The following is a 15214-nucleotide window of genomic DNA, read 5'->3' as shown; positions in this document are numbered from 1 at the left end:
GCTCGGGGGTATGAGCGATGTGGCTGGAGTGTTGTTCGACATCGAGGGCGTGATCGTGACGTCGTGGGAGCCGGTGCCCGGCGCCGCAGACGTCCTCGCGGAGCTCCGCGCGAGCGGAGTGCCGCGGGCCTTCCTGACGAACACGACGTCGCGGACGTGTGCCGAGATCGCTGCAACGCTCAGCGATCTCGGCATGCCCGTCGACGCGAACGAGATCGTCACGGCCGCGTCGCTCACGGCGGAGTATCTGAAGCAGACCTATCCGGGTCGCCGATGCTGGGTGCTCAACGACGGCAACGTCGATGCCGATCTCGACGGGATCGATCGCGACGACGCCGACCCCGACGTGGTGGTACTCGGCGGTGCGGGGGAGGGGTTCACGCATCGGACGTTGAGTCGCGTTGCCGAGCTGATGCTCGACGGTGTGCCGGTCGTCGCGATGCACCGCGCGGCCAGCTGGCAGGGGCCCGACGGTCTGCGCCTCGACACGGGCGCCTATCTGCCGGGGCTCGAGGAGCTCAGCGGTCAGATGGTGGTGGCGGTGGGTAAGCCCTCGATGCAGGGCTTCCTCGCGGCCGCGGACCTCATGCGCGTCGAGCCGGATCGCATGGTGATGGTCGGCGACGATCTGTACGGCGAGGTGCTGCCCGGACAGCGGCTGGGGATGGCGGGAGTTCTGGTGCGTACCGGAAAGTTTCGTCGGTCCGTGCTCGAGCTCGCCGTCGACAAGCCGGACCACGTGATCGACTCCGTCGCCGATCTTCCGGAGTTGCTTCGATCGATGTGAAGTGGGTCTCGCCTGCGACTCGTGTGACCGGTACCCTGCGCCCGAGGGTTCTCTCCCTCCTTCTTCCAGCGCAGAGGAGCTCTTCTTGTCCATTCGTTCTCTCCGATCCGGCCTCTCCGGTCGTCGTGTTGCGCAGATCTTCGCGGCGGCTGCCGTCAGCGCGGCATCGATTGCCTTGGTGGGTGCCGGTACGGCGTCGGCCGCGCCCGTGACGTGTGTGTCGCCGCCGTCCGAGAATCAGATCCTGGTGTCGGATACGGCGAGCTGTGGTGCGACGGCCAGTGGTGAGGGCTTTGCGCGGGCATCGGCAGCCGACAGTGGCACTGCAGTATCGGTCGCCGAGTCCGCGGGTGCCGCCGAATCCCAGGCAACCGGGTTCGGTACCGCGCTCAGTGCGGCCCGTGACGGTGGACGCTCGTACGCGTACGCCCTCGGTGGCGGTCTGAGCCATTCGTGGGCGCAGGGTCCGGCGACCACGTTGTCGGTGGCCGGCTGGGGTTCGGGAGCGACGGCCGACACCACCGGTGTGACGTGCGTCGGTGCTCAGTCGTTCGCTCTCAACACCGCCACGGGGCAGTGGTGCGCCGTGGGCGTGGGCTCCACGCCTCGTTGATCGATGTGGTGCAGGGACCGTCTGCACCGTGACGAGGGTGGTGAGTGCAGGTAACCTTGCACTCACCACCCTCGAGTGCTAAAAATGCAGTTGGCACTCACGACAAACGAGTGCCAGGTCGGGACGGTGAGACCGGGAATTATCGACACCCCTGGTCGTCCGTCGCGGGCACTGATTCCGGCCGAAGGCGTTACTTGGGGCGACCGACCATTGGTCGTCCTGCGTGTCACCCCGATATCCGGAGGATCACTTCGCAATGGCCAAGATCATCGCGTTCGACGAAGAGGCCCGTCGCGGTCTCGAGCGGGGCCTGAACAGCCTCGCCGACGCTGTCAAGGTGACGTTGGGCCCCAAGGGTCGCAACGTCGTGCTCGAGAAGAAGTGGGGCGCCCCCACGATCACCAACGATGGTGTGTCCATCGCCAAGGAGATCGAGCTCGAGGACCCGTACGAGAAGATCGGCGCAGAGCTGGTCAAGGAAGTCGCCAAGAAGACGGACGACGTCGCGGGCGACGGCACCACGACCGCTACCGTGCTCGCCCAGGCGCTCGTGCGCGAGGGTCTGCGCAACGTTGCTGCCGGCGCGAACCCGCTCGGCCTCAAGCGCGGCATCGAGAAGGCCGTCGAGGCCGTCACCGCCAAGCTGCTCGACACCGCCAAGGAAGTCGAGACCAAGGAGCAGATCGCAGCGACCGCAGGCATCTCCGCCGGCGATCCCGCGATCGGTGAGCTGATCGCCGAGGCCATCGACAAGGTGGGCAAGGAAGGCGTCATCACCGTCGAGGAGTCCAACACCTTCGGCCTCCAGCTCGAGCTGACCGAGGGCATGCGCTTCGACAAGGGCTACATCTCCCTCTACTTCGCCACGGACGCCGAGCGTCAGGAAGCCGTCCTCGAAGACGCGTACATCCTGCTCGTCAGCTCCAAGATCTCGACGGTCAAGGACCTGCTGCCGCTCCTGGAGAAGGTCATCCAGTCGGGCAAGCCGCTCGTCATCATCGCCGAGGACGTCGAGGGTGAGGCTCTGTCCACCCTCGTCCTGAACAAGATCCGCGGCACCTTCAAGTCCGTCGCCGTCAAGGCTCCGGGCTTCGGCGACCGCCGCAAGGCTCAGCTCGCCGACATTGCCATCCTCACCGGTGGCGAGGTCGTCAGCGAAGAGGTCGGCCTCTCCCTCGAGACCGCAGGCCTCGAGCTGCTCGGCCAGGCCCGCAAGGTTGTCGTCACCAAGGACGAGACCACCATCGTCGAGGGCGCGGGCGATCCCGACGCCATCGCCGGTCGCGTCAACCAGATCCGCGCCGAGATCGAGGCATCGGATTCCGACTACGACCGCGAGAAGCTGCAGGAGCGCCTGGCCAAGCTGGCCGGTGGCGTTGCAGTCATCAAGGCCGGCGCTGCGACCGAGGTCGAGCTCAAGGAGCGCAAGCACCGCATCGAAGATGCCGTGCGCAACGCCAAGGCTGCCGTCGAAGAAGGCATCGTCGCCGGTGGCGGCGTGGCCCTGCTGCAGGCCGCTCCGGTTCTCGACGACCTCAAGCTCGAGGGCGACGAGGCCACGGGTGCCAACATCGTCAAGGTCGCACTCGAGGCTCCGCTGAAGCAGATCGCCTTCAACGCAGGCCTCGAGCCCGGCGTCGTCGCCGAGAAGGTGCGCAACCTTCCCGCCGGCCACGGCCTCAACGCCGCAACCGGTGAATACGAGGACCTCCTCGAAGCCGGCATCAACGATCCGGTCAAGGTCACCCGCTCTGCGCTGCAGAACGCTGCGTCGATCGCGGCTCTGTTCCTGACCACCGAGGCCGTTGTGGCCGACAAGCCGGAGAAGGCCGCCGCTCCCATGGGCGACCCGACCGGTGGCATGGGCGGCATGGACTTCTGATCCGGTCCTGACTGCTCGACCCAGAGCCGTACTGCGAGGCCCGACCCCACTCCGGTGGGGTCGGGCCTCGCTGCGTTGCACACCTCGATCTTTGTGGCGAGTGCCAAGATCTTGACTCTTTCGTGACCTTTCGGTGGGGACCGTGTAAAAACAACGGTGTAATTCCGGGCTGGTCGGGGAGCGCCGGACGAGTCCTCGCGACTCGTCGTGGGACGAGACGGTTTTCGAAGGGTGGGGTTTTGGGATCGATGTGGTTCCGGCGTGCGTGTGGCGTCGTGACGGTCGGATTGGCGGCCGCAGTATGTGTACCGGCGGGGGGATCGGCCGACCCGGTTCCAGGATCGTCGACCGTGGGGGAGCGAGCTTCGGAGCTGTCGCACATCGAGGTCGAGGACGACCGTACGGTCATCGCCCACGTGTATTCGGCGTCGATGGATACCGTCGTGCCGCTCCGGGTACGGACACCGGCCGACACCAGCGAGCCGCGGCCCACCCTCTACCTGCTCAACGGATCCGGCGGCGGGCAGGGTATTGCCACCTGGGACGAGCAGACCGACGTGGGCGAATTCTTCGCCGACAAGAACGTCAACGTGGTGACTCCGCTGGGCGGACGCTACAGCTACTACACCGACTGGGAACAGGACGACCCGGAGCTCGGCCGCAACAAGTGGACGACGTTCCTCACCGAGGAAGTGCCGTCCATCATCGACGAGCAGTTCGGGACCACGGGGGCCAACGCCATCGCGGGCCTGTCGATGTCGGGCACGTCGGTGCTCGGCCTGGCAACCGCTGCCCCCGAGTTGTACCGCGCTGTCGGTGCATACAGCGGATGCGCCGAGACGAGCACTCCCGTCGGGCAGGCATACGTCCAGGCTGTGGTGCGGGTCAAGGGCGGCGACCCCGAGAACATGTGGGGTCCGGTCGGTGGGCCGGGGTGGATCGAGAACGACCCGTATCTCAATGCGGAGAAGCTCCGCGGGGTCGAGTTGTATGTGTCGGCGGCGACGGGTCTTCCAGGTGAGCACGATCAGTTGAGTTCGAGGTCGATCAACTACGACCCGCTCGGCCTCGTGGGGCAGATCGTTGTCGGCGGGACCATCGAAGCGGCCGTCCATCACTGCACGGCCCGCCTTGCGGAGCGGCTCGAGGAGTTGGAGATTCCCGCACACTTCGAATGGCGGAACGGTACGCATTCCTGGGATTACTGGGAGGACGATCTGCACAAGTCGTGGCCCATGATGGCGGCAGCCATCGGGTTGTGACGGTGGCGGCAGCCATCGGGTTGTGACGGTGGCGGCAGCCATCGGGTTGTGACGGTGGTGGTAGCCATCGGGTTGTGACGGTGGCGGTAGCCATCGGGTTGTAGGACGGCATGATCTTCGGGCCGGCTCCGTCAGGGGGCCGGCCCGTGTGCTGTTCGGTGTCTGCAACTCGAGTTCCGCAACTTTGACCGTTTCGTGATCATTGTGGGTCTTCGTGGTGTAGAAATGGTTTCACCCCGGTCGGGCGAGACTCCGTAATCCAGGCTCGCCCGACCGGTTCCAAGGATTTGGGAGGCGGTCGGGTGGTCTCGTTTCGGCGAGCTTGTGCTGCGTTGTCCGTGGTTGCGCTCACGTGTATACCCCCGGCTCTTTTGGCAAATGAAGTTGCAGCACAGCCTGTTTCGAGCCTGTCTCACATCGAGGTCGAGGGTGATCGCACCGTCGTCGCACATGTCTATTCGGCGGCCATGGATCGCGTCGTCCCGCTGAGGGTGCGCACGCCGGCGGATGTGAGCGTTCCGAGACCTACGCTGTATCTGTTGAACGGGGCGGGCGGTGGTGAGGGGCAGGCAACGTGGGATGCCCGGACGGATATCGATGAGTTCTTCGCCGACAAGAACGTCAATGTCGTCACGCCCTTGGACGGATCCTTCACCTACTACACCGACTGGATACGCGACGATCCGGTGCTCGGCCGCAACAAGTGGACGACGTTCCTCACCGAGGAGTTGCCGCCGATCGTCGACGCTGCCTTCGGTACCTCGGGTGTGAATGCGATAGCGGGTCTGTCGATGTCGGGCACATCGGTGTTGAGTCTCGCGATTGCAGAACCGGAGCTGTATGAGGCGGTCGGCGCATACAGTGGGTGTGCCGAGACGAGTACGGAGCTCGGACAGCTCTACGTTCGCACGGTTGTCGAGAGTCGTGGCGACGCGGACGTCGAGAACATGTGGGGTCCGCTCGACGGGCCGGGTTGGGCCACCAACGACCCGTACGTCAATGCGGAGAAGTTGCGGGGCATCGATCTGTACGTCTCGTCGGCTACAGGGCTGCCCGGGCCGCACGAGAATCTGGGTGCGCAGTCGGTCGAGGGCGATCCGGGGCTTCTTGTGAATCAGATCGTGATGGGCGGCATCATCGAGGCTGCAGTGAACGACTGTACGCACCGGCTGGCTGCTCGCCTCGACAGCCTCGACATCCCGGCCACTTTCGAATTCCGTTCACACGGAACGCATTCATGGGGTTATTGGCAGGACGATCTGCATGCGTCCTGGCCGATGATCGCGAACGCTGTCGGGGCCTGATTCCTCGACGGACCGGCTGTGCTCGGCCGGGAAGGTTTCATTGTGATGGCGCATGTCGAAAATGTATGTGCGATAGTGTATTTCATACTTCGGAGCCCGAAAAGTAGTTTCGCGCAACATCTTGACGGTGCAGTTATCTCGCCGTAATGTGAAGTGCGGCACACCGTCACTGTAAGTGGTTGTGTCGCAGTGTCTTCGCTCATCCGACTGCAGGAGGAAGAATGGGTAGCACAACAATTACCGAAGTCATCGAGTTCATCTTCAACATACTCGGCCAGATGGCGACGTTCCTCAGCTGATTTACTCGCATGTCCCGGCCAGGGGTGAGTTCCCCGGCCTGATCGATCCGACACAGGAGGAACAATGGGTAGCATCTCGGCAGGCTTCGAAGCCATCAGCTCTTTTGTCCAGCTAATTCTCGCGATTGCTCCCGTGCTGCTGACAGGTTCGCTGTAGCGCGGATATATCACGAAGGCTGTGGATCTCGGGGATTCGGGATCCACAGCCTTCGTGGTGGTCATTCCGGGATCAGCATCCAGAGTGCGAGGTACAGCAGAACTGCCGTGCCGCCCGTGACGAATGCTGCGAGAACCGCGCCGGCCCGGACGAGATTGATGTCGACGGAGAAGTATTCGGCGATACCGCCGCACACGCCGCCGAGCATGCGCTGAGAGGTCGAGCGAGTGAAGGAGCGGGATGTGTTGCTGTCGAAGGTCATGATGGCCTCGTCTTCCTGTCGAATGGGTATACGGTCGGGTGGGTGTCAGCGGCAGACGACCGTCAGGCCGATACCGCGCCAGATCTTCGTTTCCTTGCGATCCCAGCTGTCGGTGCTGGAGTTGTACGTCGATTCGGTCTCGGTCCGGTAGCCGCGGTCGCGCTGCTCGGTCACCGTGCAGGCGCCGGAAACGCTTCCCGCACGGTTGGTGATCGAATAGGGCGTGCCCTGTGCGGTGAGCTTCGCGGTGGCAGCATGCTCTTCCATCCCGACGACGCTCGGCGCGGAATCCGCTGCGGCGACGCCGGTTCCGATGGTCAGTGCGGCAGCGCCTGCGAGCAGTGCAGTCATGATGGTCTTACGCATTGGCTTCTCCCGAAGTGTGTGTGAGGCTCGTTGGCTCGATGTATCGATCGTGCGCCACGGAGTCCCTCAGGCACATCGGGGACAGACCCCCGTCTGTACCCTGAACTTTCGATCAGGGTTACCGGTCTTCGACCGGAAGATGTCAGCGTTCGGTGCGCTTGGCGAGTGTCTTCCTGAAGACGATGAAGGGCAGCAGCAGCCGTGCAATCAGTGCCACGGCCCACACGATGACGGTCGCGAGAATCCAGGTCGTGATGCCCTCTATCCGTAGACCGTCGCTCACGATCGCCGTGACGATGAGCGCGAGCAGCGTCGAGATCAGCGCGCTGCTCCCGATGAGCACCGGCGTCTTGGTCATCGCAACCTGACGGATGAGGGGATCGAGGAGAATGGTCGCGACGGTGAAGATCACGACGGCGATGACGAACGCGAACGAACTCAGTGTCATGCCGGGAAGAACCCAGGCGCCGACGATCAGAGCAATCGCATTGGCGATCAGCGCGACAACCGTGCTGGCAAGGAGCCGGATCATGGTGAGAGCGTATCCCGGTGAGCTTCGGATCACCGGGAATTGCGGTGTGGAATCGAGTGCGTGGGGACGACCTCGAACATGGTACCGCCGGGAGTCATGGCACCATCGAAGACATGGCCGATCGGATGCGTGTTGCCCTTGCCCTCGGTAGTGGAGGAGCCCGCGGTTACGCCCACATCGGCGCGATCCAGGTGCTCGAAGAGCGCGGGTTCGAGATCGTCGGTATCGCAGGCTCGTCGATGGGCGCCCTCGTCGGCGGGGTGTACGCCGCAGGCATGCTCGATGAGTACACCCGCTGGGCGGAGAGTCTGACCCAGCTCGACGTTGTCCGCCTGCTGGACGTGTCGGTCACTTCGCCGGGCGTCATCCATGCGGAGAAGGTACTCAACAAGGTCCGCGATCTCATCGGTGATGTCGTCATCGAGGATCTCCCGATTCCGTTCACAGCTGTCGCGACCGATCTGGCAGCCGGACGCTCGGTGTGGTTCCAACGGGGACCGGTCGACGTGGCGATCCGCGCGTCGATTGCGATCCCCGGCGTCATCACGCCCTATGTCCTCAACGGCCGCGTGCTCACGGATGGCGGGACGTTGACCCCGCTGCCGGTGGCCCCGACGGTCGGAGTGTCGTCCGACCTGACGATCGGGATCAGTCTCGGTGCCGAGGAGCGAGGTCGGACGCAGTCGCCCGAGAACGTCAGTGCCGAACCGCGGCCTGCGGAGGAGTGGGTGGGGCGTTTCCGCAGATCCGCGTCGCAGTTGCTCGACAGCGATATCGTCCGCTCGGTGGTCGGCCGGTTCGGCGGGGCTGCATCCGACGAGAGACTCGACCCGGACACCACGGACACCGACACCGGCACCACGGAGACCGAAACCGCGGGCGTCGACGACGACATGCCGATCGGTCCGGAGGCGGTCGCGGCCCCGAAATTCAGCCGCGTCGCGGTCATGAACCGCTCGCTCGACATCATGCAGTCCGCTCTTGCCCGTCATCAGCTCGCCGCGTATCCGCCGGATGTCCTGGTCGAGGTCCCGCGCACCGCGTGCCGCAGCCTCGACTTCCACAAGGCCTCGGAAATGATCGCGCTGGGGCGGTCGCTCACCGAGTCTGCGCTCGACGCCGCAGGACTCGGAATCAACTCACCTCGGTCTGCCGACCAGGAAGACGATTCGGGCCTAGTCTGAATCGGTGGAAACCGTACCGATTCAGCTTCCCGACGGCACGACGACGACGGTCCGCTTGTTTTCCGGACCTGATCACGACCACGAGACTCGACTCGACTCGTCGCGGGCCGTCGTGGTGATCGTTCCGGGACTCGGAATCCCCGCCGGCTACTACGAACCGTTCTCGCGGGCCCTCACCGACCACGGATTCGACGCCGCGATCTGCGAACTCGCCGGTCAGGGCGACAGTCGACCGAGGCCCGGACCCGACAGCGAATACGGCTACCACGAGATCGTCGCCGTGCACTTCCCGGCGATGTTCGAGGTGGTGCGCGAACGATTCCCCGACTCCACCCCGTTCCTGCTCGGGCATTCGATGGGCGGTCAGCTCGGCGCGCTGTACGCGTCCCGCATTCACGGTCGGCTCGGTGGGCTCGTGCTCGTCGCCTCGGGCACCCCGTACTACCGACACTTCCCCGGCGCACACGGCCCCGGTCTGCTGTTCGGTTCCACGGCGATGTCGCTCACGGCGAGCGTGGCCGGGTTCTGGCCCGGTGACCGGATCGGTGTCGCGGGCTTCGGACGGCAGTCGCGTCCCCTGATCTCCGACTGGGCGCGGCTCGCGCGCAGCGGCCGGTTCGAGCCGTCCGCCGCCGACATCGACTACGAGAAACACCTGGCCCGATTGAATCTTCCGGTCCTGTCGATCACGATCGAGGGCGACGATATGACGCCGGTGGCCTCTGCTCGACACCTCGTGGACAAGCTGCCCGCAGCCGAGGTCACCACCTGGCACCTCGATCGGCCGCTCGGTCACAACGGCTGGATCCGCGACAACGACGACACGGTCGAGCGCATCGTGGTCTGGCTGCGCGACCGGTGAGGCACTGAGATCCATCGTGTGGATCCGAGCAACCGGGCTCGGATCCACACTGTTCGTTACAGCTTCTCGGCCAGGAACGTGAAGGTCAGCGCTGATTTGAACGCCGCCTGCGCGTTGTCGGCGGCGCCGCCGTGCCCGCCCTCGATGTTCTCGTAGTACCAGACCTCGTGACCCTGCTCCTCGAGGAGCGCCACCATCTTGCGGGCATGCCCGGGATGCACGCGGTCGTCACGGGTGGACGTCGTGATCAGGATCGGTGGGTACGTCGCATCGGGATCGGTGTTCTGATACGGCGAATACTCGGACAGGAACGTCCACTCGTCGGGGTCGTCGGGGTCGCCGTATTCCGCCATCCACGACGCGCCGGCGAGCAGCAGGTGATAGCGCTTCATGTCGAGCAGCGGGACCTGACACACGATGGCGCCGAACAGCTGCGGATAGCGGGTGAGCATCACACCCATGAGCAGTCCGCCGTTGCTTCCGCCCTGGACCCCGAGTTGTTCGGTCGTCGTGACACCTCGCGCAACAAGATCCTTCGCGACCGCGGCGAAGTCCTCGAACACCTTGTGGCGGTTCCCCTTCAGCGCCTGCGTGTGCCAAGTGGGGCCGTACTCGCCGCCACCGCGAATGTTCGCGATCACGTAGGTGTTTCCGCGTTCGAGCCACGCCCGGCCCACACCGCCGCTGTATGCCGGGACCATCGAGTTCTCGAATCCGCCGTACCCGTACAGCAAGGTCGGTGCCGCCGTGTCGGTGTTGCTGCCGACGACGAAGTAGGGGACCTGCGTGCCGTCGTCGGAGGTCGCGAAATGCTGTGTGACGGTGATGTCGCCGGAGTCGAAGAACGAGGGGGCCTGCTTGATCGACTCGAGCGGTTTCCCCACCGTGCCCGACAACAGGGTCGCAGGGGTCGTGAATCCGCTGGAGTTGAGGAAGAATTCGTCGCCCTCGCGAGGGTCGACGTCGATGATCGACGTCGTCGTCGCATCCGGGAGCCCGTCGAGTTCCTCGTCGGTCCATCCGTCGGGGCCCGGGGTGAGGACGCGCATGCGGGTCTGGACGTCGCGCAAGGTGACCATCAGCAGATGGTTCTGCGTCCAGGTGTACTGCTCGAGCGACGTGTGCTCGTCGGGAGTGAACAGCACGGTCATGTCGCGCGAGCCCTCGAGGAACGAGGGGTAGTCGGTCGCGAGCAGGGAGCCTGCGGGATGGCCGAGCCACTCCGAACGGGGACGCACGAGCATGTGGTCGCGATACACGCTGACCCGCGCGTCGTCGGGGACGTCGAGCTTGATCAGGGTGCCGTCGGGCTTCAGTTCGTACTGGTACGCGGCGTAGAAATCGATGGCGCGGTCGACAAAGCTGCGCTCGTAGCCCGGGGTGTTGTCGTGGCCTGCGCCGACGGCGACGTCGGTGGTCTCGCCCTCGAACACCGTTTCCGCGTCCGCGATCGGGGTGCCGCGGCGCCAGCGTTTCGCGATCCTCGGATAGCCCGAATCGGTCAGGGAACCGTCTCCGAAGTCGGTTCCGACGAAGACGGAGTCGACGTCGATCCAGCTGATGTCGGTTTTCGCTTCGGGGAGTTCGAAACTGTCCGCACCCGACACGAACTGTCTTGTCAGCAAGTCGAATTCGCGGATGACGGTCGCATCAGCGCCGCCACGCGAAAGGCTGATCAGCGCGCGATTCTGGTCGGGTCGCAGGACCTGAGCGCCCGACCACACCCAGTTCTCCCCCTCTTCCGCAGCCACGGCGTCGAGATCTACGAGGACATCCCACTCGGGGTCGTCGAGGACGTACTGGTCGAGGGTGGTGCGTCGCCACAGGCCACGTACGTGCTCCGCGTCGCGCCAATAGTTGTACAGGTACCGGCCGCGGCGTCGGGCGTAGGGGATACGTGCGTCGGTGTCGAGGATTTCTCGGATCCGCGATTCCAACGTCGTGAAGTCGTCGGTGCGGGTGTAGCCGTCGACGGTGCGGTCGTTGCGTGATCGCACCCAGTCGAGTTGCTTCTCGCCGGTGACGTCCTCGAGCCAGAGGTGGGGGTCGGTGGTGTCGCTCATGACCCTATTTCTACCTGGACCGGAGCGGATGGCGGCCGACGGCGAGGTCCGGGGAGGTGTCGACGGTACGCTCACGACCGTGCAACTCACCCCCTCCGACGCACAGATGTACTGGCTCGCGGAGCGGATTCGCAGTGATCAGTTTCTGCTGTACTGCTTCGCGGGCGATGCCGACGCCGATGCGGTGCGTACCGCCGTCCGGCGACGTGTCGCGCGGGTGGGGGAGCTCCGGTGCAGAATCCGCGACGTGCCGAAGAACCTCGACTACCCGTATTGGGAACCGAGGGAGTACGGCGACGACCTGGTGGTCGAGCACACCCTGACCGACCACACGTGGGCCGAGCTGCAGGGGTGCCTGGGGCCGCTCGTGGCCACCTCGATCGATGCGCGGACGAGCCCGTGGCGGGTGCACGTCTTCGCGGGTGTCCGCGACGCTCCTCGCTGTGACGGGTCTGCAGTTGTTGTGGTGTTCCAGGTATCGCACGCATTCGCCGACGGTGCTCGGGCGACGGAATTGGTGCGCGCACTGCTCGGCACCGAGGAGCCACCGCGCTCATCGGCTCCGGACGTCGTCTCGATGCCTGCGATGCTGGCACGGTCGCTCCGGTTCCCGGTCCAGTTCGCGCGACTCGTTGCGGCCGGTCGCAGAGCCGCAGCCGCGTATCGGGCCCTGGCCGATGCAACGACCGCCGGTGAGATTCCCCCGCCCGCTGCAGGGCGACTCCTCGTCGGTGTCAATACCGACCCGGGGTTCGAGCGAGCCGTACGCACGGTCGTGTGCCCAGCCGAGGACTTCCGCGGAGCCGGCGTCACCGTCACCGTGTCGGCGCTGACTGCGATCTCCGTCGCCCTGCCCCGCTTCCTGGAGTTGCGCGGTGAGACGGTGCCGGATCGGCTCGGCGCCGAGGTCACCATCGCGGTCGACGCGATAGGGGAGTCGAACAACAACTACCGCAACGCCGGTGTCGACCTGTTCGTGACCGAACCGGATCTGTCCGCGCGGGCCGCGCTGATCGCTGACGACATCGCTGATCGTCGCGCACGACTGGCGAGCCCGCTGTTGGCACAACGTGATTCGGCGAACGAGTTCGTTCCGGCGCCGCTGCTGAAGTTCGGGGTCGATCGGTACTCATTGGGCGAGGTTCCCGAGACCGTCACAGGGAACACGGTGGTATCGAGCGTGAACCGCGGCCGCGCCGACCTCGAACTCGCGGGTGCCCCGGTCGTATTCAGCGCGGGATTCCCGGGGTTGTCACCGGTGATGGCCCTGACCCACGGCGTGTACGGCCTCGGCGACACCGTCACGATCGGTATCAACTCGAGCCCCCGTGTGGTGCCCGACGTCGACGAGTACGAGTCGATGCTGCGGGACGCGATCGGCGAGGTCCGGGTCGCGCTCGGCGGGTGACCGCGACATACGCGCGCTCGGAAGACACGGGCGTCCCGTCGGCGCGGTGTGCCTATCCGTATGGGTCGCGGTATGCCTATCCGTGTGGGTCGCGGTTGTGTGATGTCTTCCGGCGTCGCGCGTCCTCGTGGGCATGGCGGAGGAGGTCGGCGGCGATGGCCGACGTCCGGGCGCCGGAATCGACGATCGCGATCCATCCCTGAGCTCGATAGACCGGATGGGGAAGGACGGTGTCGGCGCCGCGGACGTCCACCGCGGACTCCGTTGCCCGTGGGTCTTCGCCGGTGAGTTCGGTGAACTTCGCACGGCCGACGTGGATGTTCAGTCTCCACCGGTCGGGTGGGTCCAGCTCGGACTCGGTGTCGCCGGGATAGTTCTTCGTCACGATCGTCGCGAAGGGCTGCTCGCGCTGGGGGACCCGTCCGTCGGGGGAGAAGTAGAAGAAGTGATCGCCCCACGTGGCTTCCGGAAACTCGCTGCCTGCTTCGGGAGCGAGTTCGACGACGCCCTCGAAGCCGCGCACCATCTCGAGAATCTGCTTCATACTCATGGTTCAAGTGTGTAGTTGAAGTGCTTATGGAGGGTTTCGGCAATGGTGCGCGTCGATGCGGTTGACCTGAGCACGCGCGCTGTCGCTGCGGCCACGGGCTATTCGGTACAGCAGATCCGAGACCTCGAAGCACACGGCGTCCGACGCTGCACCCAGAAAACACAATGGATACCGCGTGTTCTCCGCGCGGCACATCCGCGACCTGCATGCCTACCGCGACCTAGCGGTGGCCGTCGGTCCGGTGGAGGCGCGGAGAGTGATGCGTGAGATTCGTGTCCTCCCGCCGGCCGATGCGCCTGTCCCTGTGGCATTGCTCCACGTCGAACTCGCTTGCGAGCGCGATCACGCACTCGAAGCACGGCGGGCTCTTCTCCTCATCCGTGCGGAGTCGGAGATCGACGTCGAGCCCGCCGAGAGCGACACCATGACGATCACCGAACTCGCCGGGGCCCTCGGTGTTCGTGCCTCGGCACTGCGCTTCTGGGAGAAAGAGCGTCTCGTGACGCCGCGGAGGGTGGCCACGAACGCGGGATCCGCCCGCCGCTACCCGCTCGCAGCGATCCGCGAGGCTCGCATCGTCGCGACGTTGCGCGCCGCCGGCTACCGCATACCCGACGTCCGCAGAGCCCTCACCGATCTTCGCGACCTCCAGGACATCGACGTGTCGCTGAGGGCGCTGGACTCGAGGATCGACGACATCGCCGCGCGAACACTGTCGCTGTTGCGTGCCGGGGCCGTCCTTGCCGAGATCATCGCCCCTCGATGAGACGGCCGGGGCCACATGTTGTACTGGTCGGCACGACGTGAAGGGGGACACATGGGTACGTATGTAGTGACGGGTGCGGCATCCGGGATGGGCAAGGCCAGTGCCGAGCGACTGCGCGCGGCGGGGCACACGGTGATCGGGATCGATCTGAGGGATGCCGACGTCGTCGCGGATCTGTCGACGACCCAGGGGCGGTCGGCCACGATCCGGCAGACGCTCGACCTTGCCGACGGACGCCTCGACGGCGCCGTCCTCGCGGCAGGGCTGGGCCCGATCGCGGGGAAGGAAAAAGTGATCGCCGAGGTCAACGTGCGGGGCGTGATAGACCTGCTCGTCGGCTGGCGACCGGCCCTCGCTGCGACCGGCAACAGCAAAGTGGTGGTGTTCGGATCGAACTCGACGACGGCGACACCCGGTGTGCCGAACTCGGCAGTGAAGGCTTTCCTCGCAGGAGACCTCGACAAAGGCGTCAAGCGTGCAGGACGCATCTCCGCTGCGGCAGCCCCGTTCACGTACGCGGCGACGAAGATTGCGGTCACCCGGTGGGTTCGTCGCAATGCGGTCACCGACGACTGGGCCGGTTCCGGGATTCGCCTCAACATCATTGCACCGGGTGCAATTTCGACGCCATTGCTGGAAACGCAGCTGGCCGGTCCGCAAGCGAAGCGGGTCGAGGGCTTCCCGGTGCCGATCGGTGGTTTCGGTGACGCCGAGCAGATCGCCGAGTGGGTCGAATTCATGCTGTCCCGCGCAGCGGATTTCATGGTGGGAAGTATCGTGACGGTGGACGGCGGGACAGAGGCGTACTTCCGCTCGGGCGACTGGCCTGTTGCCGTTCCGCTCAGTGGAGTGCCCCGGTACCTGCTCCAGATGTTCCGTTTCCGTCCCTGACACTCCGTGCACGCCCGCCCGCATCA

At 65.4% G+C, this 15214-nt stretch carries 15 protein-coding genes; 10 read left to right on the top strand and 5 right to left on the bottom strand.

Annotated features, from left to right (window positions below; translation table 11 throughout):
• Window positions 1-10: 10 nt before the first annotated feature.
• From ACFWCF_RS00245 to ACFWCF_RS00225, 5 genes are all read left to right on the top strand, one after another.
• The gene (locus ACFWCF_RS00245; protein ID WP_378555786.1) at window positions 11-787 is read left to right on the top strand and encodes an HAD-IIA family hydrolase; all 777 of its coding nucleotides are present in this window, start codon (window positions 11-13) and stop codon (window positions 785-787) included.
• A gap of 85 nt (window positions 788-872) precedes the next feature.
• Entirely contained in the window at window positions 873-1400 is a 528-nt protein-coding gene (locus tag ACFWCF_RS00240) for a DUF6764 family protein (RefSeq protein ID WP_378491214.1), read from the top strand.
• A 256-nt stretch (window positions 1401-1656) separates the two neighbouring features.
• The gene (groL, locus tag ACFWCF_RS00235; RefSeq protein ID WP_378555784.1) at window positions 1657-3282 is read left to right on the top strand and encodes a chaperonin GroEL; all 1626 of its coding nucleotides are present in this window, start codon (window positions 1657-1659) and stop codon (window positions 3280-3282) included.
• Between the two features lie 248 nt (window positions 3283-3530).
• Window positions 3531-4544 (top strand): alpha/beta hydrolase, encoded by a 1014-nt coding sequence (locus ACFWCF_RS00230; protein ID WP_378556628.1) that lies wholly within the window; start codon window positions 3531-3533, stop codon window positions 4542-4544.
• A 356-nt stretch (window positions 4545-4900) separates the two neighbouring features.
• A complete protein-coding gene (locus tag ACFWCF_RS00225; RefSeq protein WP_378556626.1) occupies window positions 4901-5848 on the top strand; it encodes an alpha/beta hydrolase in 948 nt (315 codons plus the stop codon).
• A gap of 517 nt (window positions 5849-6365) precedes the next feature.
• Here the strand turns inward: ACFWCF_RS00225 and ACFWCF_RS00220 are convergent.
• The 3 genes from ACFWCF_RS00220 to ACFWCF_RS00210 form a co-directional block, all read right to left on the bottom strand.
• On the bottom strand, window positions 6366-6566 hold the full coding sequence (locus ACFWCF_RS00220; protein ID WP_378491216.1) for a PspC domain-containing protein: 201 nt from the start codon (window positions 6564-6566) through the stop codon (window positions 6366-6368).
• A 45-nt stretch (window positions 6567-6611) separates the two neighbouring features.
• Window positions 6612-6932, bottom strand: a complete 321-nt coding sequence (locus tag ACFWCF_RS00215; protein ID WP_378555782.1) for a hypothetical protein — start codon at window positions 6930-6932, stop codon at window positions 6612-6614.
• A 142-nt stretch (window positions 6933-7074) separates the two neighbouring features.
• Window positions 7075-7464 carry a phage holin family protein gene (locus ACFWCF_RS00210; protein ID WP_378555780.1) on the bottom strand — a complete coding sequence of 130 codons (390 nt, stop codon included), beginning with the start codon at window positions 7462-7464 and terminating at the stop codon, window positions 7075-7077.
• 113 nt (window positions 7465-7577) lie between these two features.
• Between ACFWCF_RS00210 and ACFWCF_RS00205 the strand changes: the two genes are divergently transcribed.
• Window positions 7578-8648, top strand: a complete 1071-nt coding sequence (locus ACFWCF_RS00205) for a patatin-like phospholipase family protein (protein ID WP_378555778.1) — start codon at window positions 7578-7580, stop codon at window positions 8646-8648.
• Between the two features lie 4 nt (window positions 8649-8652).
• The gene (locus tag ACFWCF_RS00200; protein ID WP_378555776.1) at window positions 8653-9510 is read left to right on the top strand and encodes an alpha/beta fold hydrolase; all 858 of its coding nucleotides are present in this window, start codon (window positions 8653-8655) and stop codon (window positions 9508-9510) included.
• Window positions 9511-9566: 56 nt separating this feature from the next.
• Here ACFWCF_RS00200 and ACFWCF_RS00195 read toward each other — a convergent pair whose 3' ends face one another.
• On the bottom strand, window positions 9567-11573 hold the full coding sequence (locus ACFWCF_RS00195; RefSeq protein WP_378555775.1) for a prolyl oligopeptidase family protein: 2007 nt from the start codon (window positions 11571-11573) through the stop codon (window positions 9567-9569).
• A 79-nt stretch (window positions 11574-11652) separates the two neighbouring features.
• Between ACFWCF_RS00195 and ACFWCF_RS00190 the strand changes: the two genes are divergently transcribed.
• The gene (locus tag ACFWCF_RS00190) at window positions 11653-12981 is read left to right on the top strand and encodes a wax ester/triacylglycerol synthase domain-containing protein (protein ID WP_378555774.1); all 1329 of its coding nucleotides are present in this window, start codon (window positions 11653-11655) and stop codon (window positions 12979-12981) included.
• A 76-nt stretch (window positions 12982-13057) separates the two neighbouring features.
• Here ACFWCF_RS00190 and ACFWCF_RS00185 read toward each other — a convergent pair whose 3' ends face one another.
• On the bottom strand, window positions 13058-13531 hold the full coding sequence (locus tag ACFWCF_RS00185; protein ID WP_378555772.1) for a DUF6194 family protein: 474 nt from the start codon (window positions 13529-13531) through the stop codon (window positions 13058-13060).
• A gap of 175 nt (window positions 13532-13706) precedes the next feature.
• Between ACFWCF_RS00185 and ACFWCF_RS00180 the strand changes: the two genes are divergently transcribed.
• Window positions 13707-14297, top strand: coding sequence for a MerR family transcriptional regulator (locus ACFWCF_RS00180; RefSeq protein ID WP_378555770.1), 591 nt, complete (start codon window positions 13707-13709; stop codon window positions 14295-14297).
• A gap of 51 nt (window positions 14298-14348) precedes the next feature.
• On the top strand, window positions 14349-15188 hold the full coding sequence (locus ACFWCF_RS00175) for an SDR family oxidoreductase (protein ID WP_378555768.1): 840 nt from the start codon (window positions 14349-14351) through the stop codon (window positions 15186-15188).
• Window positions 15189-15214 lie beyond the last annotated feature (26 nt).

Source organism: Rhodococcus sp. NPDC060090 (assembly GCF_042729855.1).
In the GTDB taxonomy this organism is placed as follows: Bacteria; Actinomycetota; Actinomycetes; order Mycobacteriales; family Mycobacteriaceae; genus Rhodococcus.
The sequence above is the reverse complement of the archived record's forward strand: the minus strand, read 5'-3'. Positions and strand labels throughout refer to the sequence as shown.